This window comes from Streptomyces sp. Je 1-332, assembly GCF_040730185.1.
In the GTDB taxonomy this organism is placed as follows: Bacteria; Actinomycetota; Actinomycetes; order Streptomycetales; family Streptomycetaceae; genus Streptomyces.
In genome coordinates this window covers 7,431,709-7,454,858 of sequence record NZ_CP160402.1, presented here as the reverse complement: position 1 = coordinate 7,454,858, position 23,150 = coordinate 7,431,709, and the positions used below count along the sequence as shown (strand labels likewise).

The 23,150-nt window shown below is 70.0% G+C and carries 18 protein-coding genes and 1 pseudogene; 11 read left to right on the top strand and 8 right to left on the bottom strand.

What is annotated here, in order from left to right; genetic code table 11:
• Positions 1-88 precede the first annotated feature (88 nt).
• Positions 89-2,410: a 5-methyltetrahydropteroyltriglutamate--homocysteine S-methyltransferase gene (metE, locus tag ABXJ52_RS33470; RefSeq protein ID WP_367047313.1), complete on the top strand. Its 2,322-nt coding sequence runs from the start codon at positions 89-91 to the stop codon at positions 2,408-2,410.
• Between the two features lie 49 nt (positions 2,411-2,459).
• Here metE and ABXJ52_RS33465 read toward each other — a convergent pair whose 3' ends face one another.
• The 5 genes from ABXJ52_RS33465 to fae form a co-directional block, all read right to left on the bottom strand.
• On the bottom strand, positions 2,460-2,954 hold the full coding sequence (locus ABXJ52_RS33465; RefSeq protein WP_367047311.1) for a MarR family transcriptional regulator: 495 nt from the start codon (positions 2,952-2,954) through the stop codon (positions 2,460-2,462).
• An 85-nt stretch (positions 2,955-3,039) separates the two neighbouring features.
• Positions 3,040-3,687, bottom strand: coding sequence for a response regulator transcription factor (locus ABXJ52_RS33460; RefSeq protein WP_367047310.1), 648 nt, complete (start codon positions 3,685-3,687; stop codon positions 3,040-3,042).
• Positions 3,672-4,946: a sensor histidine kinase gene (locus ABXJ52_RS33455; RefSeq protein WP_367047308.1), complete on the bottom strand. Its 1,275-nt coding sequence runs from the start codon at positions 4,944-4,946 to the stop codon at positions 3,672-3,674. The genes ABXJ52_RS33460 and ABXJ52_RS33455 overlap by 16 nt, the downstream gene beginning before the upstream one ends.
• A gap of 130 nt (positions 4,947-5,076) precedes the next feature.
• Complete coding sequence (locus ABXJ52_RS33450; RefSeq protein WP_367047307.1) at positions 5,077-6,003, bottom strand: NAD(P)-dependent oxidoreductase; 927 nt, start codon at positions 6,001-6,003, stop codon at positions 5,077-5,079.
• A 55-nt stretch (positions 6,004-6,058) separates the two neighbouring features.
• Complete coding sequence (gene fae / locus ABXJ52_RS33445) at positions 6,059-6,607, bottom strand: formaldehyde-activating enzyme (protein ID WP_367047306.1); 549 nt, start codon at positions 6,605-6,607, stop codon at positions 6,059-6,061.
• A 291-nt stretch (positions 6,608-6,898) separates the two neighbouring features.
• Between fae and ABXJ52_RS33440 the strand changes: the two genes are divergently transcribed.
• The 10 genes from ABXJ52_RS33440 to ABXJ52_RS33395 all read left to right on the top strand — a co-directional run bounded on the left by ABXJ52_RS33440 (position 6,899) and on the right by ABXJ52_RS33395 (position 19,187).
• Positions 6,899-7,702 (top strand): IclR family transcriptional regulator, encoded by an 804-nt coding sequence (locus ABXJ52_RS33440; RefSeq protein WP_367047304.1) that lies wholly within the window; start codon positions 6,899-6,901, stop codon positions 7,700-7,702.
• Positions 7,703-7,927: 225 nt separating this feature from the next.
• Positions 7,928-9,445 (top strand): NAD-dependent succinate-semialdehyde dehydrogenase, encoded by a 1,518-nt coding sequence (locus tag ABXJ52_RS33435; RefSeq protein WP_367047302.1) that lies wholly within the window; start codon positions 7,928-7,930, stop codon positions 9,443-9,445.
• 45 nt (positions 9,446-9,490) lie between these two features.
• A complete protein-coding gene (locus ABXJ52_RS33430) occupies positions 9,491-10,831 on the top strand; it encodes an MFS transporter (RefSeq protein ID WP_367047301.1) in 1,341 nt (446 codons plus the stop codon).
• A 125-nt stretch (positions 10,832-10,956) separates the two neighbouring features.
• Positions 10,957-11,526, top strand: coding sequence for a glycerol-3-phosphate responsive antiterminator (locus ABXJ52_RS33425; protein ID WP_367047300.1), 570 nt, complete (start codon positions 10,957-10,959; stop codon positions 11,524-11,526).
• Positions 11,527-11,840: 314 nt separating this feature from the next.
• A complete protein-coding gene (locus tag ABXJ52_RS33420; RefSeq protein WP_367047298.1) occupies positions 11,841-12,737 on the top strand; it encodes an MFS transporter in 897 nt (298 codons plus the stop codon).
• A complete protein-coding gene (locus ABXJ52_RS33415) occupies positions 12,665-13,141 on the top strand; it encodes a hypothetical protein (protein WP_367047296.1) in 477 nt (158 codons plus the stop codon). Before ABXJ52_RS33420 ends, ABXJ52_RS33415 begins: the two co-directional genes overlap by 73 nt.
• A 60-nt stretch (positions 13,142-13,201) precedes the next feature.
• On the top strand, positions 13,202-13,978 hold the full coding sequence (locus tag ABXJ52_RS33410) for an SDR family NAD(P)-dependent oxidoreductase (protein WP_367047294.1): 777 nt from the start codon (positions 13,202-13,204) through the stop codon (positions 13,976-13,978).
• Positions 13,979-14,051: 73 nt separating this feature from the next.
• Complete coding sequence (locus ABXJ52_RS33405; RefSeq protein WP_367047293.1) at positions 14,052-15,515, top strand: FAD-binding oxidoreductase; 1,464 nt, start codon at positions 14,052-14,054, stop codon at positions 15,513-15,515.
• Positions 15,516-15,607: 92 nt separating this feature from the next.
• Positions 15,608-17,047, top strand: a complete 1,440-nt coding sequence (locus ABXJ52_RS33400; RefSeq protein ID WP_367047291.1) for an FGGY-family carbohydrate kinase — start codon at positions 15,608-15,610, stop codon at positions 17,045-17,047.
• Positions 17,048-17,333: 286 nt separating this feature from the next.
• Positions 17,334-19,187 (top strand): ATP-binding cassette domain-containing protein, encoded by a 1,854-nt coding sequence (locus ABXJ52_RS33395; protein WP_367049452.1) that lies wholly within the window; start codon positions 17,334-17,336, stop codon positions 19,185-19,187.
• Positions 19,188-19,820: 633 nt separating this feature from the next.
• Here ABXJ52_RS33395 and ABXJ52_RS33390 read toward each other — a convergent pair.
• The 3 genes and pseudogenes from ABXJ52_RS33390 to ABXJ52_RS33380 all read right to left on the bottom strand — a co-directional run bounded on the left by ABXJ52_RS33390 (position 19,821) and on the right by ABXJ52_RS33380 (position 23,070).
• Positions 19,821-20,170 (bottom strand): annotated as a pseudogene (locus tag ABXJ52_RS33390) (thioredoxin family protein).
• A gap of 146 nt (positions 20,171-20,316) precedes the next feature.
• Positions 20,317-21,930, bottom strand: coding sequence for an MFS transporter (locus tag ABXJ52_RS33385; RefSeq protein ID WP_367047290.1), 1,614 nt, complete (start codon positions 21,928-21,930; stop codon positions 20,317-20,319).
• Between the two features lie 132 nt (positions 21,931-22,062).
• Positions 22,063-23,070: an NAD(P)/FAD-dependent oxidoreductase gene (locus ABXJ52_RS33380; RefSeq protein ID WP_367047288.1), complete on the bottom strand. Its 1,008-nt coding sequence runs from the start codon at positions 23,068-23,070 to the stop codon at positions 22,063-22,065.
• Positions 23,071-23,150: the final 80 nt, after the last annotated feature.

Genomic DNA, 23,150 nt, shown 5'->3' with positions numbered 1-23,150 from the left:
CGCGTACGGTCCGCCCGGTTTCGTCATCCCTTCGCGTCCGTGTCCCGGCCCCGGGATTCTCAGGAGTCATCTCGCGAAGGAGATTTCCGTGACAGCGAAGTCCGCAGCCGCGGCAGCACGGGCCACCGTGTACGGCTACCCCCGCCAGGGCCCCGACCGTGAACTGAAGAAGGCCGTCGAGGGCTATTGGAAGGGCCGCGTCACCGCCGACGCCCTCCGGGGGACCGCGGCGCAGCTGCGCAGGTCCACCTGGCGGCGCCTGGCCGACGCCGGCATCCACGAAGTACCGACCGGCGACTTCTCGTACTACGACCATGTCCTGGACACCAGCGTCATGGTCGGCGCGGTCCCGCGGCGCCACCGCGAGGCCGTCGACACCGACCCCCTCGACGGCTACTTCGCGATGGCCCGCGGCACCCAGGACGTGGCGCCCCTTGAGATGACCAAGTGGTTCGACACCAACTACCACTACCTCGTGCCGGAGCTGGGCCCCGACACCGTCTTCACCGCCGACTCCGCCAAGCAGGTCGCCGAGCTCAGGGAGGCCGTCGCGCTCGGCCTCGCCGCCCGTCCCGTCCTCGTCGGCCCGGTGACCTATCTGCTGCTCGCCAAGCCCGCGCCCGGCGTGGCCGCCGACTTCGAGCCGCTGACGCTTCTCGACCGCCTGCTGCCCGTGTACGCCGAGGTGCTCGCCGACCTGCGTGCGGCCGGCGCCGAGTGGGTGCAGCTCGACGAGCCCGCCCTGGTCCAGGACCGCACCCCGGCGGAGCTCAACGCCGCCGCCCGTGCCTACCGTGACCTCGGCGCCCTCACCGACCGCCCGAAGCTCCTCGTCGCCTCTTACTTCGGCAGGCTCGGCGAGGCACTGCCCGTGCTCGCCAAGGCTCCGGTCGACGGCCTGGCCCTGGACTTCACGGAGAAGGCCGCCGACCAGCTCGCGGACCTCGCCGCCGTCGGCGGGCTGCCCGGCAAGCGCCTGGTCGCCGGCGTCGTCAACGGCCGCAACATCTGGATCAACGACCTGGAGAAGTCCCTCTCCACGCTGGGCACGCTCCTGGGCCTCGCCGACCGCGTGGACGTCTCCGCGTCCTGCTCCCTGCTGCACGTCCCGCTGGACTCCACCGCCGAGCGTGACATCGACCCGCAGATCGCGCGCTGGCTCGCGTTCGCCCATCAGAAGACCGCCGAGATCGCCACGCTGGCCCGCGGCCTGGCCCAGGGCACGGGCACCATCGCGGCCGAACTGGCGGCCAACCGCGCCGACCTGGCGTCCCGTTCGGGCTCGGCCCTCACCCACGATCCGGCCGTACGTGCACGCGTCGCCTCCGTCACGACCGCCGACGCCCGCCGCGCGCACGCCTATCCGGAGCGTGCGGCGGCTCAGCGGACCCGCCTCGGTCTGCCGCTCCTGCCCACTACCACCATCGGCTCGTTCCCGCAGACCACCGAACTGCGCACCGCACGCGCCGACTTGCGGGCCGGCCGCATCGACAAGGAGGGCTACGAGGAGCGCATCAAGAACGAGATCCGCGAGGTCGTCGCCTACCAGGAGAAGGCGGGCATCGACGTCCTGGTGCACGGTGAACCCGAACGCAACGACATGGTGCAGTACTTCGCCGAGCAGCTCACCGGCTACCTCGCCACGCAGCACGGCTGGGTCCAGTCGTACGGGACCCGTTATGTGCGCCCGCCGGTCCTCGCGGGTGACATCTCGCGCCCCGAACCGATGACGGTGCGCTGGACGTCGTACGCCAACTCGCTCACGGGGCGCCCCGTCAAGGGCATGCTCACCGGCCCGGTGACCATGCTCGCCTGGTCCTTCGTCCGGGACGACCAGCCGCTGGGTGACACGGCTCGCCAGGTCGCCCTGGCTCTGCGGGACGAGGTGAACGACCTGGAGACGGCGGGCACTTCCGTCATCCAGGTGGACGAGCCCGCGCTGCGCGAGACGCTGCCGTTGCGCGCCGCCGAGCACGCCGCGTACTTGAACTGGGCCACGGAATCCTTCCGCCTCACCACCAGCGGCGTCCGGCCGGACACGCAGATCCACACCCACATGTGCTACGCCGAGTTCGGTGACATCGTGCAGGCCATCGACGATCTCGACGCAGACGTCATCAGCCTGGAGGCCGCGCGCTCGCACATGCAGGTCGCCCGCGAACTGGCCGGACACGGCTACCCGCGCGAGGCGGGCCCGGGCGTCTACGACATCCACTCCCCGCGCGTACCGAGCACTGAGGAGGCGGCTGCCCTGCTGCGCAAGGGACTTGAGGCCATTCCCGCCGAACGCCTGTGGGTGAACCCGGACTGCGGGCTCAAGACCCGCGGCTGGCCCGAGACCAAGGCCTCCCTGGAGAACCTGGTGGCGGCGGCACGCGAGGTGAGGACGGAACTGCCTTCGGGGTCCTGACCCGAACGCCCCGATCGACCAGGACGAACCGAGGCGCATACGGGGGGTTTCAGGCCTCGCCCCCCGTATGCGCCACCCGCGAAAGCAACCCATGCAACGTCTCCCGCTCCTCGGAGCCGAGCGAGGCCAGGAGTTCGTCGGTGACTCCGCGGGCCACCTCGTCGGAGTCCCGCAGGAAGTCGCGTCCCGCAGGGGCGAGGGCAACGATGCGGCAACGGCGGTCGTCCGGGGCCGGGCGGCGTTCGACGAAGCCGAGGCGTTCCAGGTCGTCGACCAGGCCGACGATCGCGCTGGGGTCGTAGCCGAGCTCCTGGCTCAGCTCACGCTGTGCCGCGCCCTCCACCGTGGCCAAGTAGCGCAACAGGGCGTAATGGCGCAGGCGTAGGCCCGATCTTTGGAGCGCCGCGTTGAACAGCTGGCCCGAGCGCAGGCCCAGACGGTAGAGCAGATAGCCCGCGTCCGCGTGCAGGCCCCGCATCCAGGGCGCGCCCTCGTCGACGGATCCTTCCTCCACGGGCACGGCGGTGTTCTTCCGGCTGGTCATGTGGGGGGCCTCCCTGGTCCGTGTCGGTACCGACCGCAGCCGTGTGCCCCCGCTCCGCCAAACCATCTCTGGTCACCGCTGGCCCTCAGGGTCCGTTGAGGTAGGTGAGGACGGCGAGGACACGGCGGTTGATGTTGTCGTCGTCGGTGAGGCCGAGCTTGCCGAACAGGGAGGTGGTGTACTTGCTGATGGCGCTGTCACTCAGGAAGAGCCGCCGGGCGATGGCCTGGTTGGAGAGGCCTTCGGCCATCAGGGCGAGTACGGAGTGTTCGCGTTCCGTGAGGCGTTCGAGCAGCCGGTTCGACGAACCGCTGGACAACAGTTTAGCGATGACGGCAGGGTCCATGGCCGTGCCGCCCGCGGCGACGCGTTCGAGAGCGTCGATGAACTGGTCGGCGTCGAACACGCTCTCCTTGAGGAAGTAGCCGATGCCGCCCGCGCCGTCGGCCAACAGCTCCCGGGCATAGAGCTGTTCGACGTACTGGGAGAGGATCAGGACCGGCAGGCCCGGCAGTTCACCACGGGCGGCGATGGCTGCCCGCAAGCCTTCGTCCTTCTGCGTCGGCGGCATGCGGACGTCGACGACGGCGACGTCCGGGCGCCAGGTCAGGAGCGCGTCGAGCGTTTCGGGGCCGGTGCCCGCGGTGGCCACCACCTGGTGCCCGCACGCCTCGATGAGGCGGACCATTCCGTCGCGCAAGAGGTAGAGGTCTTCGGCTACAACGATTCGCATGGCACCACTATTCTCACGCGGGTCGGCCCGCCTGCCGGACTTGTGATCTCCAGGGTGCCGTCGAAGACCGCGAGGCGGCGCCGCAGCCCGTCCAGTCCACCGCCCGAGCGCATGCTCGCTCCTCCCCTGCCATCGTCCTCGACCTCGATGACGAGGCCGGTGGCGTCTCGCGCGACGGAGATCCGCGCCCGGGTCGCCTGGGCGTGCTTGGCCGCGTTGGTGAGCAGTTCGGCGATCCCGAAGTACGCGGCGGACTCGATAGGCGGGTCCAGGCGCAAGGGGACGGCGGTGCGCTGGACATCGGTGTCGACTGTCGCTTCGAGCGGGCTGTCCAGGGCCAGAGCGCGAACGGCGTCGACGAGCCCCCGGTCGTTGAGCACCGGCGGATTGATGCCCCTGACCAGGTCGCGGAGCTCGGTCAGGGATGTGGTGGCGCCCGAACGTGCCTCCCGCATCAGGGCCCTGGCCTGGTCGGGGTCGGTCTCCATCAGCTTCTCTGCGGTCGCGAGGGAGAGCCCGAGCGCGACGAGGCGGGCTTGCGCCCCGTCGTGCAGGTCCCGCTCGATGCGGCGGATCTCGGCGGCCTGCGCGATCGTCGTGTCCGCGCGCTGCGCCGTCAGCTCGTCCACCCGCTCGGCGAGCACCATCGCGGGCGACGCGCGCAGGAAGCGCGCGGCGACCGGCCCGGCGATCCGCCAGGCGTACGGGGCGCTCGCGACGGCCGTGGCCAGGCCGAGCACCCCGAGCAGGCGCCCTGGAAGTGTCGAGGTAGCGATCCCGATGGCCGCCGCCGCGAGGCCGCCCGGCGGAACGGCCGCGACGGCACCCGCGGTGAACGGTGCGATCCCTGTGAAGCGCAGGTCACGCCAGTTGGCCGGGTCGTGCCAGCGGATACGCCGCCGCTGGTCCATGAGGGCGTCGCGGCGGGTGCGCTCGTAGGAGAAGCCGTTCCACCAGAACCCGGTGGACATCCGCACCACCGGCTCGGGCTGCCGGTATCCGGCGGGGGTGACCGTGCCCGTCCATCGCGCGACCAGAATGCGGAAGATCCGGCAGACGGGGCGGGAGAGGCCGAGCGAGCCGACCGTCACGAGCACGACCGGCGCGACCCATGACCACGGGTTTCCCGCCCCCCACCGGATCCCGAGCGCCACGGCGGCGGCCCACACGGCCGGGACCAGCATGCTGACGGCCACCACCACGCACGCCCGGACGAACCCCACGCAGGCGCTTGCCGCCCACGACACGACCTGTCGCATGAGCCTTCCCTCTGCTTCGTGAACTCCCGGCCGGTACGGCGCGGTGAGTCCACTCTGCACGGCACGGAATGCGATGCCTCCCAGGTCGGCCCGGAAGTGGGTCCAGGCCCACCCTCCTCGGCGTCCAGGCCTAGACGGCCACCGGGCCTGCGGCCACTTCGGCGCCGAGCCGGAACTCCCGGCCGGCCAGCTCCTCGTACAGCCGGACGGGCGTCATCTCGCCCGCCAGGTCGCCGTGCCGGGACTTGGCCCTGCGGTAGATCTGCTCCACCAGGGCCGACAGTTCCGTGGAGACACCGAGGTCCCGGCCCAGGTCCACGGCGAGACCCAGGTCCTTGCAGGCGAGCGCCATGGCGAACGAGTCGTCGTAGTCCCCGTCGGCGAGGACGCACATGATGTCGCGCTCCAGGAAGTTGGACGCGGCGGGGCTCGCCAGGAGTGCGTTGCGCAGGATGCCCAGGTCGACGCCCGCCTTGACGCCCATGGCCAACACCTCGGACGACGCCGTGAGATGGCTGAACCAGAGGAGGTTGATCATCAGCTTGACCGTGTAGCCGGCGCCCAGCGGACCCACGTGGAGGATGCGCTCCGCGTCGCCCATGACCCGCAGCACGGGCAGTGCCTCATCGAAGTCGGCGGCGTCACCGCCGACGAAGATCTGCAGCATCCCGGCCTCCGCCCCGTGGGCCATTCCGCTGACCGGGGCGTCCAGACGACGCACGCCGCGCCGGTCGAGCACTTCGGCGGCAACTCGCTCCGCCGCACCGGGTGTTGACGTCGACATGTCGATCCACACGGCGTCGGTCGGCAGCGCTTCGGCGGCGCCCCCGCGCAGCAACACGTCCTCCACCACACGCGGGTTGGGCAGCATGGTCACCAACACCTCCGCGTGGGCGGCGCACTGGGCTGCCGTGTCGGCCCAGAGGGCGCCGAGTGCCACGTGTTCGGCCGCGGCCTCGGGACGGGAGTCGTGCACGGTCACCTCGTGCCCGGCCCGGATCAGGTGGCGTGCCATGTGACGGCCCATGTTGCCCAGGCCGATGAAACCGATCCTCATGATATTTCCTCGCTGCTGCGGTCTGAGAGGGGTGTACGGATGGCCAGTTGGCGGATCAGCCCTGCGGGCGCGAGCTCGCGAGCTGCTCCTCGGACGGCGTGTAGAAGGGGTTGGTCACTCCCGCCTTCGCGGCGTCGAGGACCTCACCGGGTGTCGGGGTGGACTCGACGGCGGCGCGCAGGGCGCGGTAGGCGGCGGTGCGCTGGTTGCGGAACGACTCGTCGAGGTCGTCGACCTTCGGGTTGACCCACGCCGCGGCGATGATCAGCAGGTCGTCGGCCTCGTCCGCGGGGACGACACCGTCCGTCACGGCGTCGGCGACTCCCTGGGCGAGTCCGGCCTGCGCGGACCCCCAGGTGGCCCGCTCGTGCAGCTCCCCTGCGGCCACCGCCTTGTTGACGAACAGGGTCAGCGGCTTCACCGGGACGGAGGGGCGCACGACCGTCATGTACGGGACGTGTCCCGCGCTCGGCGTGGCCAGCGCGGTCGCCCAGGCGGTCTCCACCGGGCCGCCCTTGCGGCCGATGACGATGTTGGTGTGCGCGGCGTTGGGGCCGTCGCCGACGAAGGACTCGCCGATGAGCGCGGCGGGGGCGAAGGGCATGAGTGCTCCCATACGAGGGTCAGGATGAGGCGTTTCAGAAGCGCGGGAGGGCAGGAGGGCGCACGGAACTCAAGGAAGCTGCTCGCGCGATGAGTTGGGAAGAAGAAGCGATCCGCGTGATGCAACGCGGAGGGCGTCGTGGGGCCGTGCCCCGCTGCCTTGCCCGGTGAATCTAGAACTCCCGGCGAGCGCCGGACAAGCCCGCCCGGGGAATCGAAACCGGGGTTGCGGTGAGGGCAACCGAGCCCCTGGCCAGGCAGTCCCCCGGGAAGTCACCCTTACGATGCGGGCGTGAACGAAGCGAACGCCGCCGGCTCCGCCCCCATAGCCGGCCGCAACCAGGGTCACGGCCTGCGCCGTGACATCGACCTGCTCGACGCCCTCGGTTCGCCCGAGGCCCAGCACACCGGCGGCCTGGGAGTCGTCCGGATCGCGCAGATCGTGGGGCGCGAGAAGAGCCAGGTGTCGCGGGCGCTGAAGGCGCTCGCGGACGTGGGCATCGTCGAGCGCGACCCCGACAGCCTGGAGTACCGGCTCGGCTGGCGGCTGTTCTCGCTGGTCGCCCGCACCTCGGAGAGCCGCCTCGTGCGGGTGGCCGGGCCCGTCATGCACCAGTTGTCCGTGGGCCTGGAGGAGACCAGCCACTTGTGCGTCCTGCACGAGAAGGAGGTGCGCACGCTGCTGTCGGTCTCCGGGCACTCCTACCGTCTGCGCGAGTGGGAGGGCCGCTGCGTCCCCGCGTGGACCACATCGGCGGGGCCCGTGCTGCTGCGGGACGCCAGCCCCGACGAGCTGTACGTGCGCTTCGGGGCCACTCACGAGGTGTCCGTGCCCGCCCTGTGGTCCAGGGTCAAGGGCGCCCGGGAGGAGGGCTTCGCCCGGGAGTTCGAGGAGTTCGAGCCGGGCCTGGTCGGGGTGTCGGCCCCGGTGTTCGACTTCCGCGGCCGGGTGGTCGCCGCCCTCAACGTCACGGCGCCCTCCGCCCGTTTCGCGGCACGGCTCGACCACGCGGGGAGAGCCGCGATGGCGGCGGCCGCGAAGGTGTCGTCACTTCTGGGCTGGGAACCACGGCCGCCGGCGTCCCGGTTGCCCTGAGCGCAACCCCCGTCTCGATCGCCGGTGACCTCTTGTTCCGGCAGGTGACCGGCTCGTACATTCCTGGCGTCCCGGACGTGAACGCACGCAGAGCCCTCAGAGAGCCGTGCTTTCCCCCAGTGCCGGGCCTCAGCCCTCCCCTGCCCGGCACCCCTTGGCCGACCGCGCCCCCAGCTGTCGGTCACGGCTGCCCGAGGCATCTCCGACACGCCGGAAAGAGCACCCATGCAGCGCCCGAACACCACCCACATCGGCACCACCAGCGAGCTCACCAACGACCTCACCAGCATCACCAAGTCGCCTTATGGAGAAGGAGACTTGTGGATCGACGGCTCATGGCAAGCGGCGAGCGACGGCCGTACGTACCCGGTGTACGACCCGGCCACCGGACAGGTCGTACGCGAGGTCAGCGCCGCTTCGGCGCAGGACGCCGCCCTCGCGCTCGACGCGGCGGCGCGGGCCGCCGAGGAGTGGCGGCGCACCGCGCCGAGGCGCCGCTCCGAGGTCCTTGCCGACACCTTCCGGTTGATGCGCGAGCACACCGACGACCTCGCCCGCCTCATCACCCTGGAGAACGGCAAGGCCTACCGCGACGCCGCCGCCGAGGTCGCCTACGCCGCCGAGTTCTTCCGCTGGTTCGCGGAGGAGGCGGTGCGGATCGACTCCTCGTTCGGCGAGGCGCCCGGCGGCGGCTTCCGCCACGTCGTCCTACGGCAGCCCGTCGGGGTCACCGCCTTCGTCACGCCGTGGAACTTCCCCGCGGCGATGGCCACCCGCAAGATCGCCCCGGCGCTCGCCGCGGGCTGCCCCGTCCTGCTCAAGCCCGCCCCCGAGACCCCGCTGACCGCGCTTGCCGTGGCCGCGCTGCTCGCCGAGGCGGGCCTGCCCGCCGGGCTGCTCAACGTGCTGCCGACCGATCGCGCCCCCGAGACCGTATCGGCGTGGCTCGCCGACGAACGCGTACGGAAGTTCTCCTTCACCGGGTCCACCGCCACCGGCCGCGCCCTGCTGCGCCAGAGCGCCGACCACGTGGTCAACGTGACCATGGAGCTCGGCGGCAACGCCCCGTTCGTCGTCCTGGCCGACGCCGACGTGGACGCCGCCGTGCGGGGCGCCATGGACGCCAAGATGCGCGGCGGCGGCGAGGTCTGCATCGCCGCCAACCGCTTCTACGTCCATGAGGACGTCGCGGCCGAGTTCACGGAAGGGCTCTGCGCGGCGATGCTGGCCGTCAAGGCGGGCCCCGGCCTCGGCGAGGGCGTCACCCTCGGCCCGATGATCAACCCGGCGGCCGTCGAGAAGATCAGCGGTCTGGTCGAGGACGCCGTACGCCGTGGGGCCCGTGTCGCCGCCCGGGGCGAGGTCCCGGAGAGCGCGGGCTGGTACCACCCGGCCACCGTCCTCACCGATGTCCCGGCGGACGCAGCGATCCTGCACACCGAGGTCTTCGGCCCGGTGGCGCCGATCACGACGTTCAGCGACGAGGACGCGATGATCTCGGCCGCGAACGCCACGTCGTACGGCCTCGCCTCGTACGTCTTCACCCGCGACCTGGCCCGCGGTCTGCGCGTCGCCGAGCGTCTGGAGGCCGGCATGGTCGGCCTCAACCGCGGTCTGATCTCCGACCCGGCGGCGCCGTTCGGCGGCGTGAAGCAGTCGGGGCTCGGGCGGGAGGGCGGCCGGGAAGGCATCGAGGCCTTCCTGGAGACGAAGTACGTGGCGCTGGACTGGCCGACCCCGTAACGGCCACACCCCTCATCCGCCCCTCACCCCTCAAGGAGTCCCGACATGGCAATGACGCCTGTCTCCGACCGCCCGGAACCCATACCCGCCCAGCGTGTCGCGCGTGACCGGGGCCGTCTGCACTTCCGGCTCAAGACCGCGACGCAGCTGGGTCAGGGCCTCGACGGCTACGTCATCGGCGGCATCGGCATGGCGATGGCCGCGCTCACCGCCGATCTGCACCTGGGCACGGTCGCGCAGGGCCTGGTCGGGGCGTCCCCGCTGATCGGCATCTTCTTCGGCGGCCCGGTCTTCGGCTGGCTCGCCGACCGGTTCGGCCGCAGGCCCGTCTTCATGGTCGACATGCTGGTCTTCCTGCTCAGCTCGGTCGCCCAGTTCTTCGTGGCGGACGGCACCCAGCTGTTCCTCGTCCGCCTGGTGATGGGCCTCGCGATCGGCGGGGAGTACGCGGTCGGCGCGCCGCTCCTTTCGGAGTACGCGCCGAGCAAGGGCCGTGGCCGCCTGCTGTCCAGCCTGGAGATCAGCTGGTACGCGGGCTACGCACTCGCCACCGTCGTCGGCGCCCTCTTCGCCTCCGTGGACGGCGGCTGGCGCTGGTCCCTCTCCAGCGGCGCGGTCGTCGCCCTCGCCTGCCTCGCGCTGCGTGGCGGGGTCCCTGAATCGGCCCGCTGGCTGCTGAGCCAGGGACGCACCGGCGAGGCCCGGACGCTGATCGAGCGGTACGGGATCGAGCTCGACGCCGACGCGGAACTGGCCGACAGCGGTGAACAGGCCGGATTCCGGGCCCTGTTCAGCAAGGCGCACCTGCGAGCGACGGTGTTCGCCAGCACCTTCTGGGCGGCGCTCGTCCTGCCGTACTTCGCGATCGGCGCGTTCTGGGGCGAGGTCTTCGAGGCCCTGAACATGGGCGACAACGCGGCGGGCGCGCTGCTCGTGTACGCGTTCACGGCGGTCGCCGGCGTCACGGCGGGCTGCCTCGTCGTGGACCGCGTCGGGCGGCGCAAGCTGCTCATCCCGCCGTTCTGGATCACCGCGGGATGTCTGGCCGTGGTGGCGCTCTTCCCGGACGTCACCGCGGTCGTGGTGGGCGGCTTCCTGTTCTTCATCTTCCTCAACGCCGCCTCCAGCGCGCTGACCGCCGTGTACCCCCTGGAGGTCTTCCCGACCGCGCTGCGCACCACCGGGGTGGGCTTCTCGGCGGCGATGAGCCGGGTCGGCGCCGCGATCGGCACGTTCCTGCTGCCGATGGGCCTCGATCGCTTCGGCCCGGAGTTCGTGCTGCTCGTCGGGGCCGGCGTGCTCGCGCTCGGCGGTGTGGTCTCGCACTTCCTCGCTCCGGAGACCACGGACATGGATCTCGCCCACGCGGCACGCGCCGAGCGATAGAGGGGGCGGAGGAGGGTGGGCGGAGAGCCGGGGCCCAGGTGGCAGCCGCAGGTCACGGCCGTACCCTGAGGGTGCTTGCCGCTCCTGAGGGAGCTTGTCACCGCGCCGCACTCCAGGAGATCCCCATGGACACCACGCCGCTCCCCTCGCTCCTGGAGGACCACCCGGTCGTCGCCAGCGTCAAGGACGCCGACGACCTGGAGGCCGTCCTGCGCTCCGAGTGCCGCATCGTCTTCCTGCTCTACGGCACCGTCCTCGACCTGCCCGCGATCGTGCAGCGGCTCAAGGACGACGGCCGGATCGTGCTCGTCAACGTCGACCTGCTCGAAGGCTTCGCGGGCAAGGAGATCGTGGTCCGGTACGTCAAGGAGCGGACGGCCGCCGACGGCGTGCTCAGCTCCAAGGCGTTCATGCTGCGCGCGGCCCGCGAGCTCGGCCTCTACGCGGTGCACCGCTTCTTCCTCATCGACTCGATGTCGTACCGCAACCTCGCCCCGCAGGTGCGCATGTCGAAGGCCGACTGCGTGGAGATCCTGCCGGGCTGCATGCCGCGGGTGATCTCCTGGGTCGTCGCGGACATCGACGTGCCGCTCATCGCGGGCGGGCTCGTCTGCGACCGGGACGACGTGTTCGCAGCCCTGAAGGCTGGCGCGAGCGCCATCGCCTCGTCGAACCGCGAGGTCTGGGCGATGTGACACATCGTTGCAGGTCCGGGCGGTGTGACATCGGGGGTTGACACTGCCGACACCCGCGATTTACTTTTGCCGGGCAGGCCGAAAAAGGCCCGCCCCAAAACTGACACCACAACCGCATACCGGCTTCCGGAACAAGAGTCGTCGACTTCTGTTCCGGGGCAGTTACTAGAGACCAGAGAACAGTAACTCCTTCCCGACAGGGGAGAGTTGCTGTTCTTTTTTTGTGCTCATTTCCATGCATCCGAGCATCTGTGCGTCCGTGCATCTGAGCACCTTTTCCTGCCCTGCATTTCCACAAAGAGGTGGTGAGCGCCGTGACCAAGTCCCAGAAATGGGTCAGTTTCCTGATCCTGTCGATGACTGGTGGAGTCATCTATCAGGTCGCGTACATCCGGTTCGTCTTCCTGGGGCCGACGGCCACGGCGCTCGAACTCTCGGCCCAGCAGTACGCCAACATCATCTCGGTGTTCGGTGTCGTCGCCATGGTGATGTACTTCTTCGGCGGCTGGTTCGCCGACAAGTTCTCACCGAAGGCCCTGATCGTGACCGCTCTGGTCGGCACCGGCGTCGCCGACCTGTATCTCGGGACCATCCCCGGATACTGGGGAATTCTGGCCGCGCACATCCTGATGGCCGTGATGGGAATGGGCCTGTACTGGGCCGCCCTGGTGAAAGCCATCGGAATGCTGGGTGATTCCTCGGAACAGGGCCGTCTGTTCGGTTTCCTTGAGGGCGTGCGCGGTGTGACGTCGACGATCGTCGGCTTCGTGGGGACGGCCGTCGTCGCGGCGAGCGTCGCCGAGGCGGCGGGCGTGCTGTGGCTGATCCGCATCTACGGCATCCTGTGCTTCGTCTACGCCGTCCTCGTGTGGCTGTTCGTCAAGGGGGACGAGCGGCGCCTGGCCGACCTCGGTTCGAGCACCGTCACGCTGCGGCAGCTGTGGCTGGCCGCGCGGAACAAGTACACGTGGCTCATCGGCGGCACGGTCATGCTGATGTACTGCTTCTACACCACGCTCGGCTACTTCTCGCCGCTCCTGGAGCACCAGTACGGGATGGCGGCCGCGCTCATCGGCGTGATCGGCGTCGTGCGCACGTACGTCTCCAGTTCGTCGCCGGCCCGGCCGGCGGAGTCGTCGTGGACAAGGTCACCAAGTCCACGCCGCGCTTCCTGCGCTGGATGTTCATCGGCTGCGCGGCCGTCGCCGTGACCTTCCTGGTGCTGCCGCGCGACTCCGCCTTCAAGTGGGTGGCGCTGGCCCTGATGTTCGCGCTGTGCCTGCTGGTGTTCGCCAGCCGGGGCGTCTACTGGGCGCAGGTCGGCGAGGTCGAGGTCCCGGAGAACGAGCGGGGCGGCGTCATCGGCCTCGCGTCCGGGATCGCGTATCTGCCCGACGCGTTCCTGCCGACCCTGAGCGCCTGGTGGATCGGCGATCCGGCGGCGACGCCCGCCGTCCCCGAGCACGGCGGCGGTTACACCACCCTCTTCCTCTTCCTGCTCGCCATGGCGCTCCTCGGCGTCGGCCTGACCACGCTCACCGACCGCACCCGGCGCCGCGAACTGACCGCCGACGCCCCGCGGCCCGTCCCGGAGGCGGTACCCGTGTCCGCCTGAACCACCCGACCGACCCCGCGCCACCGCACCACGTACCGCACCGGAAAGAGCGAACTCCCCATGGACATCACCGAGTTCAACCGCGACTTCTTCTCCATCGACGGCAAGAACGCCATCGTCACCGGCGGCAACACCGGCCTCGGCCAGGCGTTCTCGCTGGCGCTCGCCAAGGCCGGCGCCAACGTCTTCGTGCCCTCCATGGCCGCGGACGACGGCGCCACACAGAAGCTGATCGAGGCCGAGGGCCGCCGCATGGAGTTCCTGGAGGCCGACCTCACCAAGCCGGGCGTGCCGAGGCAGATCGTCGAGGGCTGCGCGGACGCGTTCGGGTCGGTCGACATCGTGGTGAACTCGGCGGGCATCTGCAACATCGCCGACGTCGAGGAGTTCGGCCGCGCGCAGTGGGACCCGATGGTGAGCGTGAACCTCACGGCACCCTTCGAGCTGAGCCACGAGGCGATCCGCTTCATGGTTCCGCAGCGCTCCGGCAAGATCATCAACATCGCGTCGATGTTCTCGTTCCTCGGCGGCCAGTGGTCACCCGCGTACGCCGCCACCAAGCACGGCATCGCCGGCTTCACCAAGGCGTACTGCGACGAGCTCGCGCAGCACAACATCCAGGTCAACGCGATCGCCCCGGGCTACTTCGCCACGAAGATCACCGAGGAGACGCGGGCCAACCCCGAGACCAACCAGCGCGTCCTGGACCACATCCCGGCCGGCCGCTGGGGGGACGTCGCCGACCTGATGGGGGCGACGGTCTTCCTCGCCTCCCGCGCCTCGGACTACGTCAACGGCCACGTACTCCCGGTCGACGGAGGCTACTTGGTCCGCTGAGCCCGACCGCTCCCCCCCACCCCCACCACGTTCGTCCGCACCCCCCACACCGCACACCAAGAGGTAGATCACCATGGCCCAGTCGCTCTCCAAGCTCACCCGCGACGACATCGTCGCCCGGCTCACCGACCTGCTCGCCGCCGACCAGATCGTCACGGACGAGGAGCAGCTCAAGCTCGCGAGCGTCGACCGGTTCAAGAAGTACCAGTCGGTGCACGGCATCTTCGACGGCCCGATCCCGGCCGCGATCGTCAACGCCCGCTCCACCGAGGACGTGTCGAAGGTCCTCGCCTTCGCCGACGAGAACAAGATCAATGTGGTGGCGCGCACCGGCCGCACCGGCACCGAGGGCGGCCTGGAGACCGCCGTCGAGGACACCATCGTGCTCGACGGCTCGGGCCTCGACGAGATCATCAAGGTCGACGCCGAGAACATGCAGGTCACGGTCCAGTGCGGCGTACCGCTCCAGGTCCTGGAGGACAAGCTGCGCGAGCAGGGCCTGACGACGGGCCACTCGCCGCAGTCCAAGCCGCTCGCCCAGTACGGCGGTCTGGTCTCCACCCGCTCCATCGGCCAGTTCTCCACCCTGTACGGGGCGATCGAGGACATGGTCGTCGGCCTGGAGGCGGTCTTCCCCGACGGCTCGGTCACCCGCATCAAGAACGTGCCGCGCCGCGCGGCCGGCCCCGACATCCGGCACATCGTCATCGGCAACGAGGGCGCCCTGTGCTACATCACCGAGGTCACCGTCAAGATCTTCAAGTACCAGCCGGAGAACAACGAGTTCCACGGCTTCCTCGTCGACGACATGGCCACCGGCATCAAGGTGATCCGCGAGGTCGTCACGAACGGCTTCAAGCCGTCGGTCGTGCGCGTCTACTCCCCCGAGGACGCCCGCCAGCACTTCTCCCACTTCTACAAGGAGAAGGTCGTCGTCGTCTTCGTCGCCGAAGGCCCCAAGGGTCTCGTGCGCGCCACCAGCGAGGAGATCGAGCGCGTCGTCGGCCAGTACCCGCACGAGAAGGTCGACCCGGCCCTGATCGAGAACTGGTTCGACAACCTCAACTGGGGCGTGGACAAGATCGAGGCCGAGCAGCAGGTCATGCTGGCCAAGGCCGAACTCGGCTACACCACCGAGGTGTCGGTCGACTGGTCGCGCACCGTCGAGCTGTACGAGAACGTGATCGGCCGCATCCAGGGCGAGTACCCGGCAGCCGACGACCTGGTCCTGCTGGGCGCGCACTCCTCGCACAGCTACCAGACCGGCACGAACCTGTACTTCGTCTACGACTACAAGATCAACTGCGAGCCGCGCGAGGAGATCGAGAAGTACCACATCCCGCTCAACGCGATCATCGTGGAGGAGGCCCTCAAGGTCGGCGGCTCGATGGTCCACCACCACGGCGTCGGCAAGTACCGCGCCCCGTGGACGACCCAGGAGCACGGCAGCGCGTACGCGATCCTCGCCAAGCTCAAGGAGACGTTCGACCCGAACGGGATCATGAACAAGGGCACGATCTTCCCGATCGGCTCCTGAGCCAACTCCCCGCGCGGCGGCCCCGGTCGACTCCCCCCGTCCGACCGGGGCCGCCCAACCTCCCCTTCCCGCACGAGCATCCCGGAGTGGGCATGTCAGGCACCCGTCCCCGCTACTTCATCGGCATCGACAACGGCTCACAGTCGTCCAAGGTGACCGTCTTCGACGACCGCGGCCGTGCCGTGAGCGAGGGACGCTCCGCCCTGCGCCCCTACGACACCCCGCGTCCGGGCGTCGTGGAGCACCCGGACGACGACCTGTGGACGTCGATCGGCGAGGCGAGCCGTGCGGCGATGGCCGGGTTCACCGGGGACGCGGCGGACATCGTGGGCGTCGGCCTGTGCACGATCCGGTTCTGCCGCGCCGTCCTCAAGGCGGACGGCACCCTCGCCCAGCCCGTCATGAGCTGGATGGACGAGCGGGTCGGTATGCCCTACGCACACACCAACCCCGACGCGGCGTACGTGACGACGTCCTCCGGCTACATCAGCCACCGTATGACCGCCGCCTTCCGTGACACGGCGGCCAACTACGCCGGTATCTGGCCGCTGGACTCCGACACCTGGCAGTGGACGGACGACGACGCGGAGCTCGCCAAGTCCGGCATGCCGCGCGCCATGCTCTTCGACCTGGTGCTGCCCGGCGACATCCTCGGCGAGGTCACCGAGGCCGCGGCCCGGCACACCGGCATCCCCGCGGGTGTGCCGGTGGTGGCCACCGCCAACGACAAGGCGGTCGAGGCCCTCGGCTGCGGGCTGCGCTCCCCCGACACGCTCCTCGTCTCGCTCGGCACGTACGTCGCGGGCATGACGACGGGCCCCCGCAACGTCAAGAACGCCACGGACTTCTGGACCAACTACGCGTCCCTTCCCCACTCGTACCTCTACGAGTCCGGAGGCGTACGACGCGGCATGTGGACGGTCAGCTGGTACCGCGACCTGCTCGGCGAGGAGGCGGTCGCCGAGGCCCGCGCGGCGGGAGTGAGCGTCGAGGACCACCTCAACTCCGAGGCGGTGAAGGTCCCACCGGGCTCCGACGGCCTGATGACGGTCCTGGACTGGCTCGCGCCGGGCGAGGCCCCGTTCCGCAAGGGCTCGATCCTCGGCTTCGACGGACGTCACGGCAGCTCCCACATCTACCGTTCCATCCTGGAAGCGCTCGCCATGACGATCCACGACTCGGCGGCGCGGATGGCGAAGGAACTGGGCACCGAGTACGGCGAGGTGATCGTCTCGGGCGGCGGCTCACGCTCGGACCTCATGATGCAGATCCAGGCCGACGTGCACGGCGTCCCGGCCCGCCGCGCCGAGGCATCCAGCGCCGCCGGCCTCGGCTCGGTGATCTGCGCGGCGGTGGGCCTCGGCGTGTACGCCGACTTCGACGAGGCGATCGACGCGATGGTCCGCCCCGGCGAGATCTTCCTGCCCTCCCAGGCCCATCACCACCTGTACCGACGCCTGGAGGACGTGTACCGAGACGTACGCGGCCACACCGACGCGATCTACCGGCGGACGTACGACATCTTCGGCTGAGGCGGCGTGCACCGATCTGCTCCGGCTCCCGCCTGAAACCCCATCCGTCCCACCCGAATCAAGGCCGGCGTTTCGGCCATGCCGGGGCGCCTCTCGGGCCCGTGCCCGCCGTGCTCGCACGTTCGGAGCCCGGCGGTTCCTGGGGCGACGGACGTCTGGAATCGAGCGCGTTCGATTCCAGTGGAGCGTCGTTATGCCGTGCACCGCCGAGCCATCCAGGTGCGGCACCAGCCCCTAGGAGGGATGCACGGTGAGTGCTACTGACGCCTCGACCGCGAACGGGGAGATGCCGCCCCCTCCGCCTCCGGCCCATCTCAGCTTCGAGGGGAAGTACGGCAGGAACCCGCTGGCAGAGGCCAGTTTCGCGAAGATGTGCGGCCGGCTCCCGTCGGTGCTGCGGCACACCGCCCGCGTCGCCTGGGCCGTGGACCGCGGCGCCGTCACGCTGTTGCTCGGCTGCCAGATCCTCACCGGGGCCGCGGCCGCCCTGCTCCTGGCGTTCACCGCGAAGGCCATGACACAGCTCCTCGGAACAGGGGAGGTATCCGAACGTCTGCACGCCGCGCTGCCCGCGCTCGTCGTCGTCACGGCGGCCGCGGGAGTGGCGCGCGTCAGCGGCGCCCTGGCCTCCTACGCCGACGGGCGGATCACCCCACTCCTGATGACGGAGGCGGACGTCGCACTCGTGTCCGCGGTGTGCCGCGTCGAAGCCTCGACGTACGGGGAGGACGGATTCGCCGACCGGCAGGAGGCCGCCGAGGTCGGCGTCACTCGGACCCGGATGATGGTCCAGGACTCCCAGCGGTTCATGGCCGCCCTCGTACGCATGATCGCGGCGGGCGGGGTCATCACCGCGCTGCATCCGCTGATGCTGCCCCTGCTGCTGCTCGCGGTGATCCCGGCGGGCATGGGGGCCGTGTTGTCGGCGCGCGTGGACTACGAGACGCACTACGCCAACGTCGGCGACCGCAACGTGCGCGGCACGATGCGCTGGTGGGCCACCTACTCCCGCTACGGCGACGAGGTCCGCGCCAATGGCATGACCGGCTACCTCATCTACTGGTACCGCGCCCTGTCCGAGCGCATCGACGAGCGCACCCTGACCGCCGCGCCCCGCATGCTGCGCATCGTTCTGGCCACCAGCGCTCTCGGCGGGGTCTTCCTCCTGGGTACCTGGGCCACCCTCGCGTGGCTGGCCACCACCGGTCGCGTCGCACTGCCGATCGCGGCCACCGCGGTGGTCGCCGTCCAGACCACGCTGGCCGCGCTCTCGCAGTTCGTCATCTACGGCGCCGCGCTGTTCCACACCTCGCTGTACCTCGCCGACATGTGGTCCTTCCTCGACGCGGCCGCCGAACGCGCCCCACAGCGCGGCGAGTTGACCATCGGAGAGCGGGTTCAGGAGATCCGCCTCGACGAGGTCGTCTACCAGTACCCCGGCAAGAGCGAACCCGCGGTCGACGGGGTCTCGCTCACGCTGCGCCGCGGCGAGATCCTGGCCATCGTGGGCGAGAACGGGTCGGGCAAGTCCACCCTGGCCAAACTGATCACCGGCATCCTGCTGGCCGACAAGGGCCGAGTCCGGTGGGACGGGACCGACTTGGCCGACGCCGACCCCGACTCCGTGTGGTCGCGGACCGCGCTGGTCCCGCAGGACTTCGCCTGCTGGCCGCTGCGGGCCCGCGAGAACGTCACCCTCGGGCAGCCCAAGACCCTCGACGACGCCTTGGTGTGGGAGGCCGTCGACGCGGTCGGGATGCGAGAGGCGATCGAGAAGCTGCCGAAGAGACTCGACACGTTGCTCGCCCGTGAACTCTTCGGCGGCGCCGAGCTGTCGGGAGGGCAGTGGCAGCGGCTCGTATGCGCCAGGGCGCTGTACCGACGGACGCCCCTCCTGATCCTGGACGAGCCGACCTCCCAGATGGACCCGCGCGGCGAGCACCAGATCTTCCTGGAGATCAAACGCATCGCCGCCGAGCGCATGACGATCGTCGTCACGCACCAGCTCGACAACACCCGCCTCGCCGACCGGATCCTCGTCATGCGCGAAGGCCGCGTGATCGAGCAGGGCGGTTATGACGAACTGGTGGACGGTGGCGGCCTGTTCGCGGAACTCGTCGCCCTGGCCAAGGACCGGTGACGCTCCCAGCACACTCGCCACCATGCGTCAGGCACTGCACCGCGGCCAGTTCGCCTGCCTCGTCCCGAGGGTCTCTTCCCGGGAACGCGCGCACCTGCCATCATCGGTCGCGCGATGCCACTTCACCCTCGTGACAGGCAGGTTGGGGTCGAATGACAGCCGGGGGCGGGGGTGCGCGAGGAGTTCGGAGAGATCTTGACCGGGGTCGGGAAGTCGACGGCACCAGACTCGCGGCATACGTTCTCGGGCAGGCTGCCAGGGGCCGCCGACGCGTTCGTATCGAAGGCGCGCGGTTCACCGGGACGCTGGATCTGCGTCAGGCCCGGCTCGACGTACACCTGGCGTTGGTGAACTGCGTCTTCGACGGTGAGGTCCTGCTCGTCGGGGCAAGCATCGAGTCGGTCGATCTCACCGGGAGCAGCACCGAGAGCCTGCGCGCCGACCTGATCCAGGTCCGCGGGGACACAGCCCGAAGCCCAGCATGGTCCTGCGGCGGCCGAGCCGTTGACTCAACTCTCCCCGCGCCAATCGCTGCGGCTACCATCACTAGGTGTATTGACCACGAGCGTTGTTGACAGGAAGCGCGAGTCGCTGCGGTATCCGCTGCATGTGTTCAAGGCTGTAGGGCGAAGTTCAGGCAACGGCAGCGTGCAATGCGTCCATGTCGAGGCTGCGCGCCTGGTGAATGAGGTCGTCGAGTTCTCCCTCGGGCAGGGCGCCGGGCCGGCGGAAGATGGCGATCTGTTCGCGCACGATCATGAAGGTGGGGATCGATGTGATCTCGCATGCCTGCGCCAGTTCCCGCTGTGCCTCGGTGTCGACCTGGCGAATACAACGCCCTCATGCTTGTTCGAGACCTGCTCGAAGACGGGCCCGAACGTGCGGCAAGGTCTGCCCCATTCGGCCGAGAAGTCGATGATCACGAAGTCGTTTCCGGAGGTGACCTCGTCGAAGATGTCCGTGGTCAGCTCGATGGTGGTCATGGGCGCTGCTCCTGCGTGTGATCGGGGGATCGGGTTACGCGCAGGCGCTGTACGGCAGTCGGGTACACCCCGTGGTCGAGGTGTACCCGACGGCGGACTGCCGTGCGGGCGGCGTCGTGCTCCGCCCGCACGGGGTTTGTGCGAGGTCAGCGAGCGGCGACGTTGTCCGTGACCTCGGCCTCGGTGGCTGCCTCGGCGTCGGGCTGGCGGGGTGCGGTGTTCTTCGGGCCGCGCAGGGCGACGTAGACGAGCAGGGCGGCCATGACGGTGGCGCCGACCCACATGGACTGCTGCCAGCCGTCGACGAAGGACTGCTGCGCGGCGTGGATCAGATCCTGGGCGTGGCCTCCGGTGGTGGGCGCGACCTCGATGGCGTTGGCGATGCCCTCGCGTGCGGTGTCCGCGGCCCCGTCGGGGATGCCGTCGAGCTTGCCGTCGATGGCGCTGCGGTAGCCGCTGGCCAGGAGCGCGCCGAGCATCGCGATTCCGAGAGCGGTGCCGAACTCGCGGGTGACGTCGTTGAGCGCGGAGGCGACGCCCTGCTTGGCGCGGGGCAGGGCGCCGGTGATGGCCTCGGTGGAGGGCGTCATCGACAGACCCATGCCGATACCCATGATGATCATGCCGGCCAGGATGGACAGATAGCCGCCGTCCACGGATACGAACATCGCCATCAGCGCCAGGCCGAGCGCGGACAGGGCGACGCCTACCGTCATGGTGGAGCGGGCGCCGATCTTGGCGGCCACCTTGGGGGCCAGGCCCGAGCCCATCATCATCATGACGGCCATCGGCATCAGCGCCACGGTCGACAGCAGCCCCGACATGCCGAGCACAGCCTGGAAGAACGGGAAGAGGACCACGGCGATACCGGCCTGGACACCGAAGACGACCAGCAAGGTGATCGAGCCGCCGGCCAGGCCGCGCTCACGGAACAGGCGTACGTCCAACAGCGAGGCATCGCGGCGGCGCAGCTCCCAGGCCACGAAGGCAACGGCGGCGGCGACGCCGACGGCCAGGCTGACCAGCGTGATGGGGGCGGTCCAGCCGCGCTCGGGGCCTTCCTGCAGGACGAAGATGAGACCAGTCACGGCGAAGATGGAGAGCAGCGCGCCAATCGTGTCGAAGGAATGGGCGGAGCGTTCGCGGGAGTTGGGCACCGACTTCAGTGTCATCGCCAGCGCCACGGCCCCCAGGACCACGGGCAGTACGAACAGCCAGCGCCAGTCGGCGACGTCGACCAGCAGGGCGGAGAGGAACATGCCCACGATGCCGCCGCCTCCGGCGACACCGGTCCACACACCGATCGCCTTGCCGCGTTCCTCCTCGGGGAAGGTGGAGGTGATGACGGCCAGGGTGATCGGCATGATCATCGCGGCGCTGACGCCGGCGGCCACCCGGGCCGCGATCATTACCCCGGCCGTCGGGGCGAGTCCCGCGAGGACGCTGGCGGCGCCGAAGATGACCAACCCCGCGATCAACATGGGCTTGCGGCCCAGGCGATCACCGATGGCGCCGAGCGGCAGCAGCAGCGCGGCCAGGGCGAGGGTGTAGCTGTTGATCATCCACAGGACGGCGGTCTGCGAGGCGCCGAACTCGACGGCCAGGTGGGTCTGGGCGACGCTGAGCCCCGACACCGAGGCGATGACAGCCATCAAAGCGATCGAGACGGTGATCAGGATCGCGCGCAGCTGACGCGCATCCGGCGCACCTACTGCGTCGACCGGCGATTTTGGCGTCTGTGGAGGCTGATGGGTACTCATGGTTTCCTTCCAAAAAGGCATGCGGAATCAGCGCCGGGACAAGACCGGTCGCCAGTTGGGTGTGATGGGGACTTGCTCACCGCGCGGACCGCTGGATGGCGGCCGCGCGGTTGTTCAGCAGCGGCGTACAGGTCAGCCGGTGGCCTTCTGCGCGGCGGCGAGGGCGGCGTCGGTGTCCGCCGTGGCCAGCATCGCGTTGATGTGGGAGGCGGCCAGGGCTCCGGCCGCGGCGGAGGCCCCGACCTGGGCGGCGAGGTCGGTGGCGTTGCCCGCCACCCACACACCCGGGATCTCGGTGGTGCCGGCCATGGCGGAAGCGAAGCGGCGGCCCATGTTGTCGGGCAGGTCCTCCATGGGCAGCTTCAGCCCGTCCAGGCCCTCAGTGCGGGCCTCCATCCTTGTGGCGACGGCCAGGACCCGCCGCTCGACGAGGGTGCCGTCGGTCAGGCGGACACCCACGAGGGCGCCGTCGCTGCCGGTGACGACTTCCCTCACGTCGGTCTCGACGACGCGGATGCCCCGGGCGGCGAAGCGGGCGCGGGTCTCGGAGTCCAGGTCGGTGCCACGGGCGAAGTAGAGGAGATCGTCGGTCAGTTGGCGGAACAGCCAGGCGTGGTGGACGGAGAGAGGACCGGTGGCGAGGATGCCGATGGGTTCGTCGCGCACCTCCCAGCCGTGGCAGTAGGGGCAGTGCACCACGCCGTGTCCCCAGTGTTCGGCCAGGCCGGGCACCTCGGGCAGCACGTCGCGCAGGCCGGTGGCCACCAGCACCCGGCGCGCCGTCAGGGTGCGGCCGTCGGCCAGGGTGACGGTGAACCGCAGATCACCGTCGGCCGAGGGGGTGGCGGGTTCTGCCGCGGCCACCTCCCCGAAGACGACGCGGCCGCCGTACTGGCGTACCTGCTCGCGTCCGCGCTCGAGGATCTCTGGCGGCGGGGTGCCGTCGAGGACGATGAAGCCGTGCATGGCGGCGGCGGGCGCGTTGCGCGGGGTACCGCTGTCGATCACGACGACCGCACGGCGCGAGCGGGCCAGCATCAGCGCACCGTTCAGGCCCGCGGCGCCGCCGCCGATCACCACCACGTCCACGGTGTCGGTCGGCAGTGCGTCGCTCTCGTAGGGGGAAGTCTGCGCAGACATGTCGTGCCCTTTCGTCGTACCTGGTCCCGTCCGGACCACCTGGGTTCGACGTTAAGCCCGTTTTGCATCAAGGGCATATG

Bases quoted from the DNA above. Each gene is read 5' to 3' on its own strand.
- ABXJ52_RS33400 (WP_367047291.1), top strand. From the start codon at position 15,608: ATGTCAGGCACCCGTCCCCGCTACTTCATCGGCATCGACAACGGCTCA.
- ABXJ52_RS33410 (WP_367047294.1), top strand. From the start codon at position 13,202: ATGGACATCACCGAGTTCAACCGCGACTTCTTCTCCATCGACGGCAAG.
- fae (WP_367047306.1), bottom strand. From the start codon at position 6,607: ATGCCCTTCGCCCCCGCCGCGCTCATCGGCGAGTCCTTCGTCGGCGAC.
- ABXJ52_RS33380 (WP_367047288.1), bottom strand. From the start codon at position 23,070: ATGTCTGCGCAGACTTCCCCCTACGAGAGCGACGCACTGCCGACCGAC.
- ABXJ52_RS33435 (WP_367047302.1), top strand. From the start codon at position 7,928: ATGCAGCGCCCGAACACCACCCACATCGGCACCACCAGCGAGCTCACC.
- ABXJ52_RS33465 (WP_367047311.1), bottom strand. From the start codon at position 2,954: ATGACCAGCCGGAAGAACACCGCCGTGCCCGTGGAGGAAGGATCCGTC.
- ABXJ52_RS33385 (WP_367047290.1), bottom strand. From the start codon at position 21,930: ATGAGTACCCATCAGCCTCCACAGACGCCAAAATCGCCGGTCGACGCA.
- ABXJ52_RS33460 (WP_367047310.1), bottom strand. From the start codon at position 3,687: ATGCGAATCGTTGTAGCCGAAGACCTCTACCTCTTGCGCGACGGAATG.
- ABXJ52_RS33430 (WP_367047301.1), top strand. From the start codon at position 9,491: ATGGCAATGACGCCTGTCTCCGACCGCCCGGAACCCATACCCGCCCAG.
- ABXJ52_RS33455 (WP_367047308.1), bottom strand. From the start codon at position 4,946: ATGCGACAGGTCGTGTCGTGGGCGGCAAGCGCCTGCGTGGGGTTCGTC.
- ABXJ52_RS33405 (WP_367047293.1), top strand. From the start codon at position 14,052: ATGGCCCAGTCGCTCTCCAAGCTCACCCGCGACGACATCGTCGCCCGG.
- ABXJ52_RS33395 (WP_367049452.1), top strand. From the start codon at position 17,334: ATGCCGCCCCCTCCGCCTCCGGCCCATCTCAGCTTCGAGGGGAAGTAC.
- ABXJ52_RS33425 (WP_367047300.1), top strand. From the start codon at position 10,957: ATGGACACCACGCCGCTCCCCTCGCTCCTGGAGGACCACCCGGTCGTC.
- ABXJ52_RS33450 (WP_367047307.1), bottom strand. From the start codon at position 6,003: ATGAGGATCGGTTTCATCGGCCTGGGCAACATGGGCCGTCACATGGCA.